General features: G+C 65.2%; 15 protein-coding genes and 1 pseudogene. 10 read left to right on the top strand and 6 right to left on the bottom strand.

Annotation, left to right across the window (positions count from 1 at the left end):
- Positions 1-317: pseudogene (locus ON23_RS26970) on the bottom strand (hypothetical protein); the annotation flags it as partial.
- A gap of 149 nt (positions 318-466) precedes the next feature.
- Here ON23_RS26970 and ON23_RS26975 point away from each other — a divergent pair.
- The 6 genes from ON23_RS26975 to ON23_RS26995 all read left to right on the top strand — a co-directional run bounded on the left by ON23_RS26975 (position 467) and on the right by ON23_RS26995 (position 3,121).
- Positions 467-958 carry a MarR family winged helix-turn-helix transcriptional regulator gene (locus ON23_RS26975; RefSeq protein WP_039781644.1) on the top strand — a complete coding sequence of 164 codons (492 nt, stop codon included), beginning with the start codon at positions 467-469 and terminating at the stop codon, positions 956-958.
- Positions 959-1,049: 91 nt separating this feature from the next.
- Positions 1,050-1,610: a carboxymuconolactone decarboxylase family protein gene (locus tag ON23_RS26980; RefSeq protein WP_039781645.1), complete on the top strand. Its 561-nt coding sequence runs from the start codon at positions 1,050-1,052 to the stop codon at positions 1,608-1,610.
- Between the two features lie 58 nt (positions 1,611-1,668).
- On the top strand, positions 1,669-1,818 hold the full coding sequence (locus ON23_RS39450) for a hypothetical protein (RefSeq protein WP_244969914.1): 150 nt from the start codon (positions 1,669-1,671) through the stop codon (positions 1,816-1,818).
- Between the two features lie 33 nt (positions 1,819-1,851).
- Complete coding sequence (locus ON23_RS26985) at positions 1,852-2,268, top strand: PPOX class F420-dependent oxidoreductase (RefSeq protein WP_039781647.1); 417 nt, start codon at positions 1,852-1,854, stop codon at positions 2,266-2,268.
- A 91-nt stretch (positions 2,269-2,359) separates the two neighbouring features.
- Complete coding sequence (locus ON23_RS26990; RefSeq protein ID WP_157170295.1) at positions 2,360-2,635, top strand: hypothetical protein; 276 nt, start codon at positions 2,360-2,362, stop codon at positions 2,633-2,635.
- A gap of 138 nt (positions 2,636-2,773) precedes the next feature.
- Complete coding sequence (locus tag ON23_RS26995; RefSeq protein ID WP_143859884.1) at positions 2,774-3,121, top strand: hypothetical protein; 348 nt, start codon at positions 2,774-2,776, stop codon at positions 3,119-3,121.
- 62 nt (positions 3,122-3,183) lie between these two features.
- Here ON23_RS26995 and ON23_RS27000 read toward each other — a convergent pair whose 3' ends face one another.
- On the bottom strand, positions 3,184-3,960 hold the full coding sequence (locus tag ON23_RS27000; RefSeq protein WP_051043444.1) for a TetR/AcrR family transcriptional regulator: 777 nt from the start codon (positions 3,958-3,960) through the stop codon (positions 3,184-3,186).
- 103 nt (positions 3,961-4,063) lie between these two features.
- On the opposite strand from ON23_RS27000, the gene ON23_RS27005 reads away from it, so the two are divergent.
- Positions 4,064-4,744 carry a hypothetical protein gene (locus tag ON23_RS27005; RefSeq protein WP_039781649.1) on the top strand — a complete coding sequence of 227 codons (681 nt, stop codon included), beginning with the start codon at positions 4,064-4,066 and terminating at the stop codon, positions 4,742-4,744.
- A gap of 49 nt (positions 4,745-4,793) precedes the next feature.
- On the opposite strand, the gene ON23_RS27010 is transcribed toward ON23_RS27005, so the two are convergent.
- Positions 4,794-5,693, bottom strand: coding sequence for a LysR family transcriptional regulator ArgP (locus tag ON23_RS27010; RefSeq protein ID WP_039781650.1), 900 nt, complete (start codon positions 5,691-5,693; stop codon positions 4,794-4,796).
- A 69-nt stretch (positions 5,694-5,762) separates the two neighbouring features.
- On the opposite strand from ON23_RS27010, the gene ON23_RS27015 reads away from it, so the two are divergent.
- Positions 5,763-6,386 (top strand): LysE/ArgO family amino acid transporter, encoded by a 624-nt coding sequence (locus ON23_RS27015; RefSeq protein WP_039781651.1) that lies wholly within the window; start codon positions 5,763-5,765, stop codon positions 6,384-6,386.
- 455 nt (positions 6,387-6,841) lie between these two features.
- Positions 6,842-8,356: an HNH endonuclease signature motif containing protein gene (locus tag ON23_RS27025; RefSeq protein WP_039781652.1), complete on the top strand. Its 1,515-nt coding sequence runs from the start codon at positions 6,842-6,844 to the stop codon at positions 8,354-8,356.
- A 383-nt stretch (positions 8,357-8,739) separates the two neighbouring features.
- On the opposite strand, the gene ON23_RS27035 is transcribed toward ON23_RS27025, so the two are convergent.
- Positions 8,740-9,141, bottom strand: coding sequence for a hypothetical protein (locus tag ON23_RS27035; RefSeq protein ID WP_039781655.1), 402 nt, complete (start codon positions 9,139-9,141; stop codon positions 8,740-8,742).
- Positions 9,142-9,378: 237 nt separating this feature from the next.
- Between ON23_RS27035 and ON23_RS27040 the strand changes: the two genes are divergently transcribed.
- Positions 9,379-10,539, top strand: coding sequence for a helix-turn-helix domain-containing protein (locus ON23_RS27040; protein ID WP_051043445.1), 1,161 nt, complete (start codon positions 9,379-9,381; stop codon positions 10,537-10,539).
- Here the strand turns inward: ON23_RS27040 and ON23_RS27045 are convergent.
- Both ON23_RS27045 and ON23_RS37095 read right to left on the bottom strand, forming a co-directional pair.
- Positions 10,536-11,174 (bottom strand): HAD family hydrolase, encoded by a 639-nt coding sequence (locus tag ON23_RS27045; protein WP_039781657.1) that lies wholly within the window; start codon positions 11,172-11,174, stop codon positions 10,536-10,538. The genes ON23_RS27040 and ON23_RS27045 overlap by 4 nt on opposite strands.
- Before the next feature lie 231 nt (positions 11,175-11,405).
- The gene (locus ON23_RS37095; RefSeq protein ID WP_223273197.1) at positions 11,406-12,785 is read right to left on the bottom strand and encodes a DNA cytosine methyltransferase; all 1,380 of its coding nucleotides are present in this window, start codon (positions 12,783-12,785) and stop codon (positions 11,406-11,408) included.
- Positions 12,786-12,787: the final 2 nt, after the last annotated feature.

Genomic DNA, 12,787 nt, shown 5'->3' on the forward strand with positions numbered 1-12,787 from the left:
TTGGCCTGCTCCCCGGGGTCGCCCGAGGAGTTGTAGCCGACCCGGATTCCCAGATCCTTCCCGGCCGCCTCGGCACCGTTCTTCACCACATTCCAGAACGCGTCGCCCGGGCTGCCGTGTGTGACCACGGCGACCGAGCTCAGCGGAGCGGTCGAAACCGTTGCAGGAGCGGGCGATTCGGTGACATCGGCGCCCGGACCACTGCACGCTGCGAGCATCGCGGTGAAAGCCAGCCACGGCACGAGCCGATGCACGAGGCCGCGACGACGGCGTGGCGCGCGAGGACGGCCGGGAATCCGGTGTGGCCGTGTGGTCATGGCGCCTCCGGGCATTCGGCAGAACGAGGTGTGCCCGTTTCCGAGCACTCCAGGTGTATTGAACACCACCGGACCGGCCGCGACCGGTCACACGCGCCCACGCGCCGCATCGGCGTATGCGTCGTCACCGCTGGACTACCCTCGTCAACATGGTTGTCGGAAAGCGCGGGAGGGCCCCGATCGACAGCCCCGGATTCGAACTGCCGTTGCTGCTGTTCGCGGGGTTCCGCTCGCTCATCGACGAGTTGCACGCCGAACTGGCGCGGCAGGGACATCCCGACATGCGCCCGGCCCACGGATTCGCGATGCAGGCGATCGGCGTGCAGGGCGCGACGGCCAGCGATATCGGGCGCAAGCTGGGCGTATCCAAACAGGCGGCGGGTAAGACGGTCGAGCGACTGACCGCGCTGGGCTATGCCGAACGCGTCGAGGATCCCGAGGACGCCCGCCGCAAGATCGTCCGCCTGACCCCGCACGGGATCGACGCACTCCGGCAGTCGGCCGAGATCTTCGAGCGGCTGCGACGCCGCTGGGTGAAAGAGCTCGGCGCCCAGCGCGTGCGGGATATGGAGTCCGCGTTGCGCACGATGGTCCCGCCGGAATCCTTCCGGCTCGATGTCGCGGGGTGGTTCGGCGGCTGACCGGCGCCCCAGCGGTGCCGACGCTTGCCCAATTCGACAACCAGGTTTACTGTTTAGACAACTTGGTTGTCTACATCGAACGGAACGCCCCATGCACTTCCCCACCCACACCCTCGACTCCGCGCCCGCGGAGGCCCGTCGCACGATGACCGCGAGCGCCGCCCACATCGGTTACCTCCCGGCCGCGGTGGCGAAGATGGCGACCTCACCGCGACTGCTCGACGGCTTCATGAAACTCAACGCCCTGTTCGAAGGCGGCACACTCGACGAACTGTCGCGCGAAGTACTGGTCATGACGGTGGCCACGCGCAACGAATGCCACCTGTGCGTCGCCATGCACACCGCGAAGCTGACCGCGATCGGCGCCGACCCGGAACTGATCGCCGCACTGCGCGACCAGCGCCCCCTGCCCGACCCCCGCCTCGCCGCGCTCCAGGAATTCACCCTCACCGTTGTCGAAACCACCGGCAACGTCCCCGACGAGCGTGCGAGCGATTTCCTGTCCCACGGCTACACCCCCGAACAAGCCCTCGAGGTGGTGCTGGGCATCGGCACCTACACGTTGTCCACACTGGGCAATCGACTCACCGCGGCGCCGTTGGATCCCGCCCTGACCGCATTCGCCTGGTCGGCAGGGCAGCGCACGGCGTGACAACTGATACCACCACCCGGTCTTCGCGCTCACCCACCACCCGCGCCCGCCGCTCGAGATGGACGGCGGCACCACCTTCCACTTCGTGGACAACACGTCCGAAAACGTTCTCGACCAAGCCTTCTCCGCCGCCGGCGGCAAGGACATCCGCCTCGGCGGATATTCATTTCACGAAAGCGAGCGACTGACCGGACAGCGCGGCACTTGACCTCAACCGCACTCGAGCTCTTAGCGTGGCGGCATGACTTTCACCGCGGCCGAGCACACGTATCTGACTTCCCAATCGCTGGGCCGGTTGGCCACCGTGACGGCGGACGGGCGGCCACAGTTGGTCCCGGTCGGGTTTCGGGTGAACGAGGACGGCACGATCGATATCGGCGGTCCGAGTCCCAGTGCCCAGCGGTACCGCAATGTGCGAGGTAATCCGAATGTGAGCCTGGTGGTCGACGATATGACGCCGGACGATCCGGCCGAGGTGAAGCCCGGCTGGGGGCGCGGGGTCGAGATCCGCGGCGTCGGCGAGATTCTCGACGTCGATACGCCTCCGGTGGCGCCGGACCGGTTCGTGCACACCATCATTCGCATCCATCCGCGGCGGATCCGCAGCTGGCATATCGATCCCGCGAATCCGGACGGCGAGGCGCGGGATGTGAGCTGAGCCTCTTCTCAGCCCTGGGCGTATCGCGGCCGTGACGTTCGCGCCGAAATCGGCGAGGGTTGCGGGACAGGCGAGTTGAAAGGGGCTGGTCGTGTTCGCGACTGCCGCATCCGTCCGGGTACGCCGAATCCTGGCGAGGACGGCGACAGCGGGACTGATCCTGGTCGGGATGGTCACCGCGACCGCCGGGCAGAGTTCGGCGCAGGCGCCGGTGAGCGAGCCGAGCTCGGTTGGCTGGTACTACCCGGGAATCACACCGTTCGATCCGATGCCGCTGGAGCTCTGGTACGGCTGGAATCCGTGGTATCGGCCGTACTACTCCTGGTATAGGCCGGTTTACCCGCCGGGGTGGTTCGGCAGCAGCTGAATCGCTGGACTCAGGGGCAACCCCGAGTTCCCGTCATCCCCGCGGCCGATTCGGCCCTGAACCTCGTGCCACCACCCGTGACGCGGTGTCCGATTTGCGAGAGACTGCGTGCGGTGTAACTGATTGGAAGGATTCACCGTGATTGCCAGAACCGAACATCGCACCAAGCGCACGGCGGCGCGCATCGCCGTCGCCGGCGCCATCGTCGCGGCGCCGCTTGCCGCGCTAGCCATTCCGGCCCAGGCCGACGTGGTGAGCGCTCCGGCGGCCACCGACATCGCACACCCGGGTCACGGGCACGGCCCGTTCGGCGGCCTCGGCGACTGGGATCGTCGCGGCGACTGGGACCACCGTGGCGATTGGGACCACCGCGGCGACTGGGATCGTCACCGCCGCGGCGACGACTGCAACCCGTGGGACCGGCACGGCAACGGCTGGAACGGTTTCCGCCAGGTCGTTCCTCCGGGCTGGTTCGGCAGCAGCTGATCCGACGCCGCTCGCGGCCCGGCGCCTTCGCGGCGCCGGGCCGTTCGTCGTTTCGGTGACACCTACCTGTACGTCGAGCCGCACCCCGAGGATCTCGTCGCTGCGGCGATCGTCGCCGCCACACCGTCGAGGATCAGGTCGAGGCCGAAGGCAAAGTCCGAGTCGGGTTCCGCCTCGGCGGGTTCGATGGCGTCGAACAGCCCCGAGGCCAGCAGTGCGGCCATATCCGGCAGCCGCTCTCGATCCACGAGCGCACGCAGATTTCGGCTGTAGTCGTGCAGGGCCCCGGCGGGGTCGAGATCGGCTGCCGCCATGGCATGTTCGAGTTGGCGAGCGGTGACGAACGCCTCGCGGACGTATCCGCTGACCACCATGATCGCCCCGACCTTCGCCGGCCAGTCCAGGGAGGTCTCACGCACGGCGCGCAGCCCCGCGTCCATCCAGGCCACGGTATTCGGCCCATTCGGCGGCCCGGTGATCGGCAGCTGGGTCAGCCAGGGGCGGGCTCGATGCACATCGAGTTGTGCGAGTGCCCAGGCGCGCAGCAGCGAACGCCATGAGCCGCTGGGCAATTCGGGCGGGGCACCCATTCCGGCATCGGCCATCAGTACGAGTAGTTCGTCCTTCGACCCGATGTGACGGTAGAGCGACATCGGTGTAACCCGCAGAGCAGCAGCGATTTTCGGCAGTGTCGCGGCGGCGAGGCCGTCCCGGTCGGCCAGCTCCACCGCCGTCGCGACCACCCGATCGACATCGAGTGCGGCCGGACGGCCCAGTTTGGCGTCCACCGGCAGCCGCCACAGCCGGGCCAGATGGTCGGGCACCTCCCGATCGGTCATCAGCGCGTATCCCGTCGTCGACAATTCTTCCTTCGGGAGTTTAGTATGGCCGATATAGTATAAGCCATATACTTACTATTTCCGCCGATCGGAAGGACGATCCGTGCACACCGAAACCCTCCGCCGCACCGCGGGTATCGCCGCGGTCTGCGGCGCCGCGCTCATGCTCGTCGAACTGCCGCTCTACTTCGTCTACGACGGCCCGCCCCCGGACTGGAACATCCTGACCCGCGGCCTGATCGGTCTGGCCGGGCTCCTCGCGGTGGTGGTGTTCCTGTCGACCTTCGGGCACCTGGTGAAGGCCGCGGACCGACGCTACGAATGGCTCGGTTCACTGGCCTCGACCGCCGGTTTGATGTGGACCACAGTCGCTTTCGTCTCCATGGGCCTCGAGATCGGCGCCACGATCCAGGCGCCCGAGCCGATCGATCCCACCGTCACCGTGTCCGGCACCTACGTCCTGTACGGAACGGTCTCCCGGCTCCTGACCGCCCTGTTCATGGCGACGGCCGCTGTCACGATCCTGCGCACGCGGATTCTGCCCGCGTGGGTGGGGCGTTCTGCCGCGGTCCTGGCGGTGGTGAACGTGGCGTTCGTACCGTCGATGTTCTTCGGGAACACTCCGGCGAACTTCTACGCGGCGAACGGATGGGGCACTACCGCAACCGTTTCCGGATTCACGATCATCTGGTTGCTCGGGGCGGGAATCGCACTGCTCACCTCGGCATCGCCGCGAGCGGTTCCCGGCAGCTCCCGGGCGGTCGCATCACAGTTGATCGACTGACGACACCACCCGAACGGCTCTAATCGACATCCACTGCGGGAGAGTCCTTTCACTGTCGCAGATAGTCGGCCGCCGCGACACCGATCGTCTGCGCGACGAGCGCGAGGGCCGGTACATCCAACTTCCACTGCTGCCAGTAGAGCGGCACGTCGACCCACTGCCGCGGCGCGAAATTCCGCAACGCGCCCGTCCGCAGCAGTGGGTCGGCGTGCGTTTCGGGCACCAGACCCCACCCGAGCCCGGCGACGATGGTGTCGCGGAACCCTTCCGAGGTCGGTACGTAATGACGGAGCCGGCTCGCCCCCGCCCTGCCGGAGGTGACAGTGCGGACGTAGCGATCCTGCAACTCGTCCCGGCGATCGAAAACGATGACCGGCGCGTCGGGAAGCGACTGTTCCAGAGGTCCGGACGCGAAATGCCGCTCGACGAATTCCGGGCTCGCGACCGGCAGGTACCGCGCCAGGCCCAGCAGCCGTGCGGTACATCCGGTCACCGGCTCGGCCAGCGACGTCACCGCCGCCATCACCGTTCCCTCTCGAAGCAGTGTGGCGGTGTGGGATTCGTCCTCGCGATGCAGGTCGAAACAGACCGGCGGATCCTGCGGCACCCGCGACAGCGCGGGCAGAAACCAGGTCGCCAGCGAATCGGCGTTGACCGCGATGGACAGCGTGGTGGACCCGGAATCTCCAGCGATTCCGAGCTCTCGTTGAGCGGCCTCCTGCAATGCGGCCAGTTGCCGCGCGAACCGCACGACCGCCTGACCGGACTCGGTGGGCCGAACCGGTTTCGTGCGCAACAGCAGCACGCGCCCGGTGCGCTGTTCGAGCGCCTTGATCCGCTGACTCACCGCCGAGGGCGTCAGATGCATCGCGGCCGCGGCGGCGTCGAATGTGCCTTCGTCCACGACGGCGAGCAGCGTGCGGACCTGATCAACCGGCAGCTCGGACATCACGGTCGCTAATGGTAGCTAAGAATCTTTAGCTGTACTGATTACGTCAAGACCCATACCGTCGGCTGCGTGAACAGCGGTATCTTCTCGGCGGCCCTCGCCGGATTCGGTGCCGGCTTATCCCTGATCGTCGCCATCGGCGCGCAGAACGCGTTCGTCCTGCGCCAGGGTGTGCGCGGACAAGCCGTGGCAGCCGTGGTCGCCATTTGCATCGCCTCCGACGCCATTCTGATCATGTGCGGTGTCGGCGGTCTGGGCGCGCTGGTCAGCGCGTATCCGGCAGCGCTGACCGTCGCCGGACTCGCCGGCGGATGCTTCCTGATCGCCTGCGGCGCCGTCGCAGCCCGTCGCGCGCTGCGTCCCGCCACCGCCGCCCTCGCGACCACCGGCGAATCCACCGCGTCCGTCCGCACCGCGATCCTGGTCTGCCTGGCGATGACCTGGCTCAACCCGCACGTCTACCTGGACACCGTCCTGCTGCTCGGCTCGGTCGCCGCCGGGCACGGCCCGTTACGCTGGGCCTTCGGAGTCGGCGCGATGGTCGCGAGCGGAGTGTGGTTCGCCGGGCTGGGATACGGTGCTCGGCTGCTCGCGCCGGTCCTGTCGCTACCCGCGGCGTGGCGAGTGCTCGACGTCTTCGTGGCGGGGACGATGTTCGTGCTGGGGGTGGTGTTGATGATGCAGCTTGCCTGAGGAGCGGCCGCGCTTCGCCGAGCGGCTCACCGCCTGCGCCGAAGTACGCTCGATACCGCGCCCGGCAGCCATACCCGGGACAACGTCGCGCCCCGCCCTGCGGCCAGCCTGGTGTGGGCGCCGCGAGAGCCTGCTGATTACTCATTGATCGTGGACGGTCTCGGCACACTGGACAACGATCGGCTCGTCATCGCGCCCACGCGGGCGATCCTGCACCGTGTCGCCGCGCCTGGGCAGGAATCCGGCGATGGCGGTTGCGGGAACGACTGCCGCGCGATTCCGCTCTGAGCAACGTCTCACTCGGCCGGGCTTGCTCAACACCCGGGCTTGTCCGGTCTGCGCCGGTGAAATCTCCTGCGACACAATCCCTTTCGGTCACTTGTTCAGGAGGAACTTCCGGGTTCGAGCGGATCGAAGGGGTGCACACCACCCCTCGCTCTTGATAGAATTCGAACATGCATTCGAACGGGGAGGACGCGGAGCTGGTCGCGAGACCGCTCCTCGCTGCGGTCTCCGAGCTGTTCGAGCGATCGCTGACACCCCTGTCGGATGGGCAACTGGTAGAGGCGATGCGGGATGTGGAGAGTTGCGCGCGCCGACTGACAGCGATACAGCATCGGCTGCTGATCGAGGCCGAGGAGCGATCCCTGCCGTCACGCACCGGCGCGAAGACGGTCAAGCGGTTCCTGATGGAGACACTGCGCATATCGAGCGCCGACGCGGGCAGCCGCGTGAACTCGGCGCGCTGGGTAGGAACCTTCCACGATCTCGACGGCGAGATACGCGATCCGCAATTGCCCAGCACCGCAGCCGCTTTGACACACGGCGAGATCTCTGCCGACCACGTGCGCGGGATCGCGCAGGTCATGAACCGGGTGCCGCGAGGCGTATCCGACGCGGATCGCGAAGCCGCCGAACAACTGTTGGCGGAGTTCGCACGATCGGGTTCACCGGACGACATCGGCAAGGTCGGCGACCGAATCCTGGCCTACCTGGACCCCGACGGCCGCCTCACCACCGACCAGGACCGCGCCCGAATGCGAGGCATCGTCGTAGGCCGGCAACGCCCGGACGGCATGTCCCCCGTACGCGGCGACATCGACCCGACGCTCCGTGCCCTACTGGACCCACTGCTGGCCAAATACGCACGCCCCGGCGTCTGCAACCCGGACGACCCGAACAGCCCCGCCGTCGATATCGACACCACCGACCCGGCGACACTGGCCGAGGCAGCGCGAGCCGATCACCGCAGCACCGCCCAACGCAACCACGACGCCCTCACCGCCGTCCTGCGCTCCGGCCTGATCGCCGAAGACCTCGGCCGCCACCGCGGCATGCCGGTCACCACCGTGCTGACGATGAAACTCGAAGACCTGGAGAAGGATTCGGGCACCGCGACCACCGCCACGGGCGGCGTCGTCCCGATCCGCGAAGCGCTGCGCCTGGCCGAACGATCCCGCCCCTATCTGGCGATCTTCGACCACGCCGGACTCCCCCTGCATCTCGGCCGCACGAAACGACTCGCCTCCCCAACCCAACGCCTGGCACTCATCGCCGCCCTCCGCGGATGCTCCCGCCCCGGATGCGACGCCCCCGCCAGCCTCTGCGCCGCCCACCACATCCGCGACTACGCCAAAGGCGGCCCCACCGACATCACCAACCTCGTCCTCGCCTGCGACGCCTGCCACTCGTTGATCCACGACGGGCCAGGTGGCTGGAAAACCATTGCACAGGACGAGCTTTCTCCGTTCCCGGGTCGAACGGCATGGATCGCCCCCGAGCACATCGATCCCAGCCAGACTCCCCGTATCAATCACCGCCACCACCCCGACGAACTCCTGGCCGCGATACTCACGCGCATCCACCTGCGCGACGAACAGGAACGACAACAACGCCGTCAACGCGAACGCGAACAACACCAGCGTTGGGTGCAGTCGCGCGCACGACCACCCGACACCAGCGCGGCCTGACACCCGACCACCGGCCGGGCAATCGGCCGTGCGCGAAGCAAGGCGCTGACGCTCACAGCCGCCGCGATCGGTCCGGACGCACCCGCCCGGCAGCCACGAGAGTCCGCACCGCCACCGCCTTCGCGGCGCACAAGGAAGGATCACATTCCAAGTGCAGCTGCATATCCTCGTGCGCTTCCACCACCGTCGGCACCGGCGACCGAGCGGCGTGCGTCAACGAGAACCACAGGATGTCAGGACGCACAACGGCTTTCACAGTGGGACAAGTGGCTTCACCGAACCTCCGACCGCCCCCGACATCCGGCCAAGCGCAGGAAACCCCGGCAACCGCCAACGAGGCCACACCGACAACCGTCACAACCGAGACGATCAACACCGACATCTCAATCACCAGGCTCGACCCGCGAAGCACGCGAAGCCGAGGCCGGCTCCGATGAAATCGTGGGCCGCGCCCGCGCATAGGTAACCTCCGGCTCAACCGCCTCCACATCGCATGCCGCGCAGACAATCCGAAGCCGCTCCCCGAGATGCTCCACACTCGGAACCACCACCGCCGCAACGTTGTACCCACCGATCCGATCGAGCAGCCGCATGATCGGATCATCGATATCCCCCGCCGTCCGAAACACCACCCGCACCAACGAGTACCCCAACTTCACCGCATGCGCGAGCACCCGCTGCTCATTCGCCGGCCACCCCGGCAAGGTCCGGTCGATATAACCGAGCGCCCGAGGCGGCCCCTTCGGCAGTTCAGCCGAGGCAACATAAGCGGTAGGCAGCGTCATACCGGACTCCTGGTCGTCACAATGAGATACATTCGGCTCCTTCGATTTTCGTTGGCAGCCACCCGCCGCCGAGGATCACCGCCGGTCGTGGATGGCGTCACAGATATCCGGACATCGACCCGGCGGCGGGGCCGATTCGAGCTTCACGGAGAAACACCACAAACCGAAGGCATGGAACCGCTACGGCGCCGCTACGCTGCAGGTACGGACCGTCGAGCCAAGGCGAGGGGGATCGCAATGAGCGTGACGAAGTGGACCGGACGGGAGGTACGCGCGCTGCGTACCGAGGCGCTGCGTATGACTCAGCGCGAGTTCGCCGAGCGGTTGGGGTTCAGTGAAGGTGTCGTTCGGAAGTGGGAAAGCCGCGAAGAGACAATCACTCTCGTCCGGCAGTTCGCGGACGCCATGGACACCACCTATCGGCGTCTCGACGACAACCAAGCCGCACGCTTCCACAAAGCGCTGCAACCACATTCGACCGTAGTCGGGACGACAGACAATGCGGCAACAGCGGTACAAATCCGCCTTCCTGATCTACGGAAGGCCCTCGACACTCACGACGCCCCGCCCGATGGACCGATCCGTTCGCTCGATCTACTGCACGCGGCTGTGGCGTCGACTGTCCGAGATCGTCTCGATTCGAACTATCTCCGCCTAGTTATCGAGCTTCCGTCTCTGCTGGACGAGCTGCACCGAGCCCGCCTCTCCGCAGATCTAATCCGAAACGATGTGAATAGTCTTCTCGTCCAGGCTTATCGAGCGGCCGACGCGATCGCGGACAAGTATGGATTCACTGATCTGTCCGCCCGGATCATCGGCATGATGGAGACCGCCGCGCCGGACAGCGATGACCCACTGCTCGCCGCGACGACCGCTTACGTCCGCACCGAACTCTTCTTCAACAACATGGACCTCGCAACTGGGCGAAAGCTACTCGAACGAGCAGCAGATCGAATCGACCCGTCCCAATCGTTCCGCGCGGCCGCAACCTACGGCTCACTACACATGCGCGCCGCTGTCGTCGCCGGGTGCGAGTTTCGGGCGGACTCAGCCCATGACCACATCGCGGAAGCAACCCGCGCAGCGCAAATGGTCGCGGAATCGACCTATTTGGGCACAGCGTTCGGCCGCTCGTCCGTCCGTATTCACCAGGTCTCCTTGGGCGTCGAACTCGGTGACATCGGCGGGGCGCTCACAGCCGCCCAAAACTGGACACCGCCCGACGACGTCCCTGCCGAGCGTCGCTCGCACTTCCACATCGACCTCGCACGGGCCCGCATGCAATCCGGAGATCGAGACGGCGCTATGCAGTCCATCCACACTGCACGATCCATCGCACCCCAACACACCAACTGTCATCCCCGCGTAAAGGAAATACTTGCGCGCCTGAGTGTTTAGCTGATCACGTCCACCAACTCGGTGAGGGAGCCGACAACCCAGTCGGCCTCCCCCGCCGCGATGACATCGTCTGCCCACAGATATCCCCACGGCCCGCGCCGGATCAGGGCACATCGCATGCCGGCCCGACGTGCCGGGATTAGATCGTTGTCCCGGTGATCACCGACGTAAAGGATCTCCTCCCGGCGGCCGGGCGCGAACTCGGCGACCCGATCGAAGAACCTCAAGTCAGGCTTAGCGACTCCCCATTCCCCTGATGTGGCGATCTCGTCGCACGGAAGATTCAGCGAGCGCAGCAGCTGCGCCGCTCGAGCAGTCTGATTGCCGGCGATACCGACCCAAATCCCACGCTTCTGCAAGGCAGACAACGCCGATCGCACGTCCGGATACAGATCGCCGTCCTCGATGTCCTCTCCACGGCCCGCGGCCTCACGCAACTGGCGTTCACGTTCGAGATCGAACCCTGGCCGGAAGTACTGGAACGTCTCGGCATTGTTTCGCCCAGAGGCGGTCACCGCTCCGAGCACCGCGGAGAAAGTGTGCCGCGGAACGCCGATCCAATCAGCCCACGCGGCGTACTCGCGAGTGTCGTCTAAGAGCGTCTCGCCTACATCGAAAACGACGGATTGGATCAATCGGCTCCTCCATGTACCCTGCCCGGCTGCGTCGGATAGTCCGACCAGGTTCTCGCCGCAATCCGACGATCCGCCCTAATTTGGGATGAGCCCTGGCTACTTTATCGCACGCAGCGAGATAATACTAATGATTGGAAGATTCATCACTCGAATGCAACACGCGGCCATACCGGTTTGTTCGCCAGCGCTCGATAACCGCAACCTCGTCGAGCTGGAGCCGATCATTTGTAGTCACATTACATTAGCCGTCAGGCATTCTACCGCCTCGTTATTCCGATTCCGCTCGTCAGCCTCCTTCAGAACCTTGATAATAGATTCCCCTACGGCCTTCGCAACCGGCGGCGGAAACGCATTTCCTACCTGACGATATTGCGCAGTCTTACCGCCCGAAAACTCCCACTCGTCAGGGAATCCTTGAACAATGGCCGCCTGCCGAACAGTGAGCATAGGGCCATCCGGACGAAAAAGATCACGTTCTTCGGTACCCTTGTTCAAGCAGGTTTCAATGTCGTTGGCAACTCCGATACCTGAGATGCCGAGTTGCTTCCATGCCGCTCTTGCCCGGCTCGGACCAAGGTCTGCGCCGCCATGCTTCTTCGACCCCCCAACCAGGGTAGGCGCAACTCCGCCCCCCTTGCCCTTGAGCTCCGAGGCACGATTGCGCGCGGTATCACGCCACCGTTCAAATGCTTGGCGAGCGCGCTCCGAGTGTTCTGCGTTAACGTTGTCGAAGCGCTCCCGCATCGAAGGCTCCAATATTTCCGCAATACTAACAGGATCGTCGCAGGTTTTTTCAGGCATTGTATAATCAATATCACGGATCACGTCGTCACGAAACGCCACTAGAATCGCCCTCGGCCGGAGTTGCGGTACCCCGAAATTACTGGCTTCGAGTATCTCCCATGCACCGAGATTGTATCCGAGATCCGCAATCTGAGACTTAATCCAAGCGCGGTAGGTAGAGAATTTAGGATCCATAAGCCCGCGCACATTTTCGATCAAAACTGCTCGCGGATTCAGGATACCAACAAGCTCCAACATTCGCGGAAATAGATCTCGTTCATCGCGCTCTCCGAGCTGCTTACCGGCGTGCGAAAATGGAGGACACGGAACACCCCCCGCAAGAAGATCCAAACCGCGCTCTTTCAGAATTTTAGAACCCTTATCGAGGCCATTAACTGGATCGAACTCTTTGACATCCGCCGAAATAATGTCGCAGTTATCTCTTTCCCACGCCCACAACTCGTGCTTTTCGATATTGAGCCTCAACGTACCGACCGCGTACTCGTCGATCTCGATCAATGCCAGATGACGAAAGCCAGCCTGGTGAAGTCCTACTGCTTGGCCGCCGGCCCCGGCACAGATCTCGATCGAAGTGAAGTCGCGCTCAGCCGTGACCAGGCCGGCACTGCGCAAGTCCGTCGTCTTCCGTGTGCCGCGCGCGCGCTTGCTGCCACCAGAACGGCGTTTGGAGCCAGCACCGCTTCTCATCGGTGCCGCGCTTGGCGTATCGGGTTCCACCAAGTCGAAGAGCGCCCCGGACTCCAACGAACTCACACCTGCCTGCACTTCATCGTCTGAAGTGGTCTCGATGACACGAAGCTCGGTCACGC

Origin of the sequence: Nocardia cerradoensis NBRC 101014, from assembly GCF_000308535.1 — a bacterium.
In the GTDB taxonomy this organism is placed as follows: domain Bacteria; phylum Actinomycetota; class Actinomycetes; order Mycobacteriales; family Mycobacteriaceae; genus Nocardia; species Nocardia cerradoensis.

What these genes read in the sequence shown, in the direction of transcription:
- ON23_RS26975 (WP_039781644.1), top strand. Translation starts at nt 467, where the DNA reads ATGGTTGTCGGAAAGCGCGGGAGGGCCCCGATCGACAGCCCCGGATTC.
- ON23_RS26980 (WP_039781645.1), top strand. Translation starts at nt 1,050, where the DNA reads ATGCACTTCCCCACCCACACCCTCGACTCCGCGCCCGCGGAGGCCCGT.
- ON23_RS39450 (WP_244969914.1), top strand. Translation starts at nt 1,669, where the DNA reads ATGGACGGCGGCACCACCTTCCACTTCGTGGACAACACGTCCGAAAAC.
- ON23_RS26985 (WP_039781647.1), top strand. Translation starts at nt 1,852, where the DNA reads ATGACTTTCACCGCGGCCGAGCACACGTATCTGACTTCCCAATCGCTG.
- ON23_RS27000 (WP_051043444.1), bottom strand. Translation starts at nt 3,960, where the DNA reads ATGACCGATCGGGAGGTGCCCGACCATCTGGCCCGGCTGTGGCGGCTG.
- ON23_RS27010 (WP_039781650.1), bottom strand. Translation starts at nt 5,693, where the DNA reads ATGTCCGAGCTGCCGGTTGATCAGGTCCGCACGCTGCTCGCCGTCGTG.
- ON23_RS27025 (WP_039781652.1), top strand. Translation starts at nt 6,842, where the DNA reads ATGCATTCGAACGGGGAGGACGCGGAGCTGGTCGCGAGACCGCTCCTC.
- ON23_RS27035 (WP_039781655.1), bottom strand. Translation starts at nt 9,141, where the DNA reads ATGACGCTGCCTACCGCTTATGTTGCCTCGGCTGAACTGCCGAAGGGG.
- ON23_RS27040 (WP_051043445.1), top strand. Translation starts at nt 9,379, where the DNA reads ATGAGCGTGACGAAGTGGACCGGACGGGAGGTACGCGCGCTGCGTACC.